The 6,992-nt window shown below is 61.8% G+C and carries 4 protein-coding genes; 2 read left to right on the forward strand and 2 right to left on the reverse strand.

The genetic code is table 11. The features are described from left to right. Nucleotides 1–222: 222 nt before the first annotated feature. Complete coding sequence (locus AADA04_RS09025; protein WP_340692929.1) at nucleotides 223–1,245, reverse strand: NADP-dependent oxidoreductase; 1,023 nt, start codon at nucleotides 1,243–1,245, stop codon at nucleotides 223–225. A 40-nt stretch (nucleotides 1,246–1,285) separates the two neighbouring features. Next, complete coding sequence (locus tag AADA04_RS09030; RefSeq protein WP_340692930.1) at nucleotides 1,286–1,726, reverse strand: hypothetical protein; 441 nt, start codon at nucleotides 1,724–1,726, stop codon at nucleotides 1,286–1,288. A gap of 171 nt (nucleotides 1,727–1,897) precedes the next feature. Between AADA04_RS09030 and polA the strand changes: the two genes are divergently transcribed. Together polA and ilvD are read left to right on the forward strand one after the other, a co-directional pair. After that, complete coding sequence (gene polA, locus AADA04_RS09035) at nucleotides 1,898–4,687, forward strand: DNA polymerase I (RefSeq protein WP_340692931.1); 2,790 nt, start codon at nucleotides 1,898–1,900, stop codon at nucleotides 4,685–4,687. A 103-nt stretch (nucleotides 4,688–4,790) separates the two neighbouring features. Beyond that, nucleotides 4,791–6,635, forward strand: coding sequence for a dihydroxy-acid dehydratase (gene ilvD / locus AADA04_RS09040; RefSeq protein ID WP_340692932.1), 1,845 nt, complete (start codon nucleotides 4,791–4,793; stop codon nucleotides 6,633–6,635). Nucleotides 6,636–6,992 lie beyond the last annotated feature (357 nt).

Here is a 6,992-nt window from a genome sequence, read left to right on the forward strand (position 1 = left end):
GGGGGGCACCGCTGCGGGCCAGGGGGAGGGTTTGGAGGTACCAACAGCGGGAACGCGAGTAGATGTGATGCCGACCGGGCGGGAAGGCCCTGCCGACATCACATGGGTTGAACGCATGCCCGCCGCTTTCCCGTCGCTAAAAATGCGTGGTTTTTCGTGTCATTTTTGTCATGACAAAATCGTCAGGTCCTGCTGCGCGCGCAACAGGACCCGGCAAACGATTCAGTTCGGTTCGTCGCTGACCTGTACGACAAGTTTTCCGAGGTTCTTGCCTTCGAAGAGGCGCGACAGGCTGGACGGTGCGTTCTCGAGGCCCTGGACCACATCGGTCTCGAATTTCAGTTTCCCTTCCATCAGCCACTGCGCCATCTGCTGGATGCCTTCGGCAAAGCGCGGATAGTAGTCGATGACGATGAAGCCCTTCAGGAGCGTCCGGCGCATCAGCAGGTTCTCGAAATTGAAGGGCCCGGGTACCGGTTCCGTCGCATTGTAGGTCGAGATCAGACCGCAAAGCGGCATGCGCGAAAAGTCGTTCAGCCGGGCGATGACCGTGTCCATGATCTTGCCGCCGACATTTTCGAAATTGATGTCGATGCCGTTCGGGCAATGCTTGTCGAGCGCCGCGCCGACATCTTCCTTCTTGTAGTTGATGGCCGCATCAAAACCGGCCGTCTCGACCAGCCATTTGCACTTCTCGTCCGAGCCCGCGATGCCGACAACGCGGCAGCCCTGGATCTTGGCGATCTGGCCAACCATGGACCCGACCGCGCCTGCGGCAGCGGAGACGACGACGGTTTCGCCCGCTTTCGGCTTGGCAATATCCATCAGCCCGAAATAGGCGGTCATTCCGGTCGCGCCGATCGGCCCCATGAAGGCGGTAAGCGGTACGCCCGGCAGCTGCGGCATCTTGGCGAGGCTCGCGCCCGGCAGCGTATTGTACAGTGCCCAATGCGCGAGCCCGGTATTGACGATGTCCCCCGGCTCCAGCCCGTCAAAGCGGCTTTCGGTGACGAGGCTGAGGCCGCCGCCGCGCATGGGTTCGCCCAAAGCGACCGGCGGAAGGTAGGCATCCTTGTCGCTCATCCAGATGCGATTGGTCGGATCGAGCGAGAGATAGATCGTGCGCGCGCGCACCTCACCATCCTGAAGCGGCGCAAGCGGCGCCTCGACGAGTTCAAGGTCGGTTTCCTTGACGTCTCCCACAGGGCGGTGGCGCAGCACCCAGGTCTTGTTCATCTCTGTCATCGTCTTCTCCCATTTTCAGGAAGGCTACGATGAATCAGGCTCAGCGCAAGACGTCCCGCCGGGAAAGCCACCAGGCATAGGCCGCGAAAAGAACGGCGATGATGACGATCATTGCGCTCATCATGCCTGCGCCCTCCATGCGCGGCGCGTTCTTGTCGAGCGTCCCGACCAGCATGCTGATCGTCGCGGCGAGAAAGGATGCGCTGAACAGCGGAAAGGCGATCTTGCGGCGAAGCAGCAGCATGACGCTGCCCAAAAACCCGCCGAACACGCCAATCACCCACAGCGCCCAGGCCCACATTGGCATCGCAAACCAGTAGTCCAGCATTTCGGCTGGATAAGAACTCAAATAGGCTTCGTTGCGTGTCGCCGTCATCGTGAAGTCGAAACAGCCAAAGCTGTTCCAAAGCAGGCTGACGACGCCCACGACCCACAGGTGCCAAGGTGTTTTTGCGCCAGTAGCGCCCATCGCGTCCGACATTGATTTTCCCTCCCAGGAATTTTATTTCGGCACAGTACTATGAAAGGTTCCGCAGGGGAATGTCGCTACCAAAATCCGGACTGAGGCGAACGCATCCGGTTTGAGACACGCAGCGGGTGACGGGCTTGTCTCAAGCGGCTAAACCAACCGTCAGCAAAGGATTCCCTGCATATGGCCACCGCACCCGTTACCAAGGACAGTCATCTCTATCTGGTCGATGCGAGCGCCTATATCTTCCGCGCGTTCCACGCCCTGCCCCCGCTGACGCGCGCGTCAGACGGCCTGCCCATCGGCGCGGTGGCCGGTTTCTGCAACATGCTGTTCAAGCTGCTCGAAGAGGTGAAGGGACCCGACCGCCCGACCCATTTTGCGTGCATCTTCGATGCCTCGTCGCACACGTTCCGCAATGAAATGTACGACAAGTACAAGGCCAACCGGTCAGAGACGCCGGAAGAGCTGGTGCCGCAATTCCCGCTGGTGCGCCGCGCGGCCATCGCGTTTGCCGCGCATGCGCTGGAGCTAGAAGGGTGTGAGGCCGATGACCTGATCGCGACCTATGCGCGGCAGGCCGAGGCCAAGGGCGCGCGGGTGACCATCGTGTCGTCGGACAAGGACCTGATGCAGCTCGTCTCCGACCGCGTCGTGATGCTGGACACGATGAAGAACAAGACGATGGGCGTGGAGGCCGTGTTCGAGAAGTTCGGTGTCGGGCCGGAACGCGTGGTCGACGTGCAGTCGCTGGCGGGCGACAGCGTCGACAATGTGCCGGGCGCGCCGGGCATCGGCATGAAGACGGCCGCACTTCTCATCAACGAGTATGGCGACGTTGAAACGCTGCTGGAGCGGGCTGGCGAGATCAAGCAGCCGAAGCGCCGGGAATCCCTGATCGACAATGCCGCGCAAGTGCGCCTGTCGAAACAGCTGGTGACTCTGAAGGATGATGTGCCGGTGACGCTGGACCTCGAAGGGCTGGCAGTGGCCGACCCGGACCCGGACACGCTGATCGCCTTCCTCGAGGAAATGGAGTTCCGCACCATTACGCGGCGCGTACGCGAGATGATGGAAATGGAAGGCGTGATCGAGGCTGCGCCGCCTGCCGAGGACCCGATTGACCGGACGAAATACGAGTGCGTTCGCGATTTTGAACGGCTGGAAGACTGGGTCGCGCGGGCCATGGCACAGGGCTATGTTGCGGTGGACACGGAGACTGACAGTCTCGATTCCGTTGCGGCCAATCTGGTGGGTGTGTCGCTGGCGCTGTCGCCGGGCGAGGCCTGTTACATTCCGCTCGCGCATGTCGATCCGAACGGGGCCGGCGATGGCGACATGTTCGGAGCCGATCCGCCGCGCCAGATCCGGATGAAGGATGCCATGCGCGCGCTGAAGCCGATGCTGGAAGACGCCTCAGTCCTGAAGATCGGCCAGAATATCAAATATGATGACAGCGTCTTCGCCACGCAGGGCATCCACGTTTCGCCGATCGATGACACGATGCTGCTGTCCTATGTGCTGAACGCCGGCAAGCACAGCCACGGCATGGACACGCTTTCGGAGCGTTACCTGAACCACAAGCCGATCTCGTTCAAGGAAGTGGCGGGTATCGGCAAACAACAGGTCAGCTTTGACCGGGTCGCGCTCGACAAGGCGACGGAATACGCCGCCGAGGACGCCGATGTGACGCTGCGCCTGTGGCAGACGTTCAAGCCGAAACTGCACAGCGAAAAAGTCACGACCGTTTACGAGACGCTCGAACGGCCGCTTGTGCCGGTGCTGGCGCAGATGGAGCGCGAAGGCATCAAGGTCGACCGCGACCAGCTCTCGCGCCTGTCGGCCGATTTCTCGCAGCGCTGCGCCGCGCTGGAGGCCGAAGCCGAAGAACAGGCCGGGCGCGCGTTCAATATTGGCAGCCCGAAACAGCTCGGCGAAATCCTGTTTGACGAGATGGGACTTGAAGGCGGCAAGAAGACCAAGACCGGCGCATGGGTGACCGACGCCGACGTGCTGGAAGGCCTCGCCGCTGAGGGTCATGCCCTGCCCCGCACGATTGTTGACTGGCGGACACTCTCCAAGCTGCGCTCGACCTATACAGAGGCGCTGCAAGCCGCGATCAATCCGAAGACGGGCCGGGTGCATACGAGCTTTGCCATGGCCGTGGCACAGACGGGGCGGCTGTCATCGTCTGACCCGAACCTGCAGAACATCCCGGTACGGACGGAAGAAGGGCGCAAGATTCGCGCAGCCTTCATTGCCGATGAGGGCAACGTTCTTGTCAGCGCCGACTATAGCCAGATCGAGTTGCGCATCCTGGCGCACATGGCCGATATTCCGGCCCTGAAAGACGCGTTCCACAAGGGCCTCGACATTCACGCGATGACGGCGAGTGAAATGTTTGGCGTGCCCATTGAAGGCATGGACCCGATGGTGCGCCGTCAGGCAAAGGCGATCAATTTCGGGATCATCTATGGCATTTCGGGCTTTGGCCTCGCGCGCCAGCTCGGCATCCCGCAGGGCGAGGCAGCGGAGTATATCAAGACCTATTTCAAACGCTTCCCCGGCATCCGCGCCTATATGGACGAGACCAAGGCCTTCGCGAAGGAGACAGGTTACGTGGAGACGGCGTTCGGCCGGAAGATCCACCTCGAAGCGATCAGGTCAAAAGGCCCGGCCAAGGCCTTTGCCGAACGCCAGGCGATCAATGCCCCGATCCAGGGATCGGCCGCTGACGTGATCAAGCGCGCGATGATCCGCATGCCGGAGGCGCTGGCCAAGGCCGGGCTGAAGGCGCGCATGCTGTTGCAGGTGCATGATGAACTGATTTTCGAATGCCCGAAAGCCGAGGCCGAGACGCTGATCAAGCTGGCACAGGAGACGATGCAGGGCGCGGCGATGCCTGCACTGAACCTGTCCGTACCGCTTGTTGTCGACGCGCGCGCTGCGAGCAATTGGGCGGAAGCGCACTGATGACGACATAAAGCTGCGAGCAGGCCATTGACCTGCCGTCGTCATTGCTAAACCCCTGAGGCGTGGCTATTTGCACCCTGAACACTGAATAAAGAGGCTCACCGTGGCAATCCTATATCGTTCCCGCACTTCCACCCATGGCCGCAACATGGCCGGCGCTCGCGGCCTGTGGCGCGCAACCGGCATGAAGGACGGCGATTTCGGCAAGCCGATCATTGCTGTGGTGAACTCATTTACCCAGTTCGTGCCGGGCCATGTGCACCTGAAAGACCTCGGCCAGCTGGTCGCCGGCGAGATCGAGGCATCGGGCGGCGTGGCCAAGGAATTCAACACGATTGCGGTCGATGACGGCATCGCGATGGGCCATGACGGCATGCTCTATTCGCTGCCAAGCCGCGAAGTGATCGCCGACAGCGTGGAATACATGGTCAACGCGCATTGCGCCGATGCGATGGTCTGCATCTCCAATTGCGACAAGATCACGCCCGGCATGATGATGGCGGCGCTGCGGCTCGACATTCCGGTCGTATTCGTGTCCGGCGGACCGATGGAGGCCGGCAAGGTCAATATCGACGGCGAACTGAAATCGGTCGACCTGATCGACGCGATGATCGAGGCGGCCAACCCGGAACGCACCGACGCCGAAGTGCTGGCCTATGAAGAGGCCGCCTGCCCCACCTGTGGCTCATGCTCCGGCATGTTCACGGCGAACTCGATGAACTGCCTCGCCGAAGCGCTCGGCCTCGCCCTGCCGGGCAATGGCTCGACACTGGCGACGCACTCCGACCGGGAGCAACTGTTCCGGCGCGCCGGGCGCCGCATCGTTGAGCTGTCGAAGATCTATTACGAGGATGGCGACAAGTCTGTCTCCGCGCGCGGCATTGCCAACAAGGCGGCGTTCGAGAATGCGATGACGCTGGACATCTCAATGGGCGGGTCGACCAACACAATCCTGCACCTTCTGGCGATCGCCAGTGAGGGCGAGGTGGACTTTACTCTGGCCGATATAGACCGGCTGAGTCGTGACACGCCTTGCCTCTGCAAGGTCGCCCCGGCGATTGAGAACGTGCACATGGAAGACGTGCATCGGGCGGGCGGCATTTTCGGCATTCTGGGCGAGCTCGACCGCGCCGGAAAGCTCGACACGAGCGTGCGCACGATACATTCCGCCACGATGGCCGAGGCCATCACCAAATGGGACGTGGCGCTGACCAATGACCCGGACGTGCAGGAATTGTTCCTCGCCGCGCCGGGCGGCGTGCGCACGACGCAGGCCTTCAGCCAGTCGCGCCGCTACAAGGAACTCGACACCGACCGCGAAAAGGGGGTCATCCGTTCATCGGCCCATGCCTTCTCGCAGGATGGCGGGCTGGCCGTTCTGTATGGCAATATCGCGGAACAGGGCTGTGTGGTGAAGACCGCTGGCGTTGACGACTCGATCCTCAAATTCTCCGGCCCGGCCATTGTGTGCGAAAGCCAGGAAGATGCGTGCGACCGTATCCTGAACAAGGGCGTGAAAGCCGGTGACGTGGTGATCATCCGTTATGAAGGCCCGCGCGGCGGCCCCGGCATGCAGGAAATGCTGTACCCGACGTCCTACCTGAAATCGTTGAAGCTGGGCAAAGCCTGCGCCCTGATCACTGACGGGCGCTTTTCCGGTGGCACGTCTGGGCTGTCCATCGGCCATGTCAGTCCGGAAGCGGCCGAAGGCGGCCTGATCGGCCTGATCGAGGAAGGCGACCTGATCGAGATCGACATCCCGAACCGCACGATCCATGCGAAGATCGATGACGCCGAAATCGCGCGCCGCCGCGCCGACATGGACGCCCGCGGCGACAAGGCCTGGAAGCCGGTGAAGGACCGCCCCCGCAAGGTGAGCCGCGCACTGAAAGTGTACGCCGCGCATGTGGGGAATGCGTCGCAAGGGGCCGTGAGGCTGGATCCTTAGGCGGATTTGTCGGCCAGCTCGACGCAACGCCGATACCTGCAATCGACTGTCGCCGCAGACGCAAGCTCATCCTGAGCGAAGTCGAAGGATGAAACCGGTGGCGCATGCCCCTCCCTGCCCGCGCCCGTGCTTCGACTTCGCTCAGCATGAGCGCTTCGATAGCGAGCGTGGGGTGCAGTGGCCGGTCCCGAATTGATCGACCGCCCGTCCCCAATCATGGCGACGTGCCCCCATGTTACCTTAAATCGCCGTAATGTGAGCGTTTGCTTGCCCTAGTCTGCTGTTTTCATTGGGACAGCACCGAAGGAGGGCTTTTGTCATGTCGCGAACCGTGGTTGAACACCATAATGCAAAACG

This window comes from Hyphomonas sp., from assembly GCF_037969335.1.
Classification (GTDB): Bacteria; Pseudomonadota; Alphaproteobacteria; order Caulobacterales; family Hyphomonadaceae; genus Hyphomonas.

What these genes read in the sequence shown, in the direction of transcription:
- AADA04_RS09025 (WP_340692929.1), bottom strand. Translation starts at nt 1,245, where the DNA reads ATGACAGAGATGAACAAGACCTGGGTGCTGCGCCACCGCCCTGTGGGA.
- AADA04_RS09030 (WP_340692930.1), bottom strand. Translation starts at nt 1,726, where the DNA reads ATGTCGGACGCGATGGGCGCTACTGGCGCAAAAACACCTTGGCACCTG.
- polA (WP_340692931.1), top strand. Translation starts at nt 1,898, where the DNA reads ATGGCCACCGCACCCGTTACCAAGGACAGTCATCTCTATCTGGTCGAT.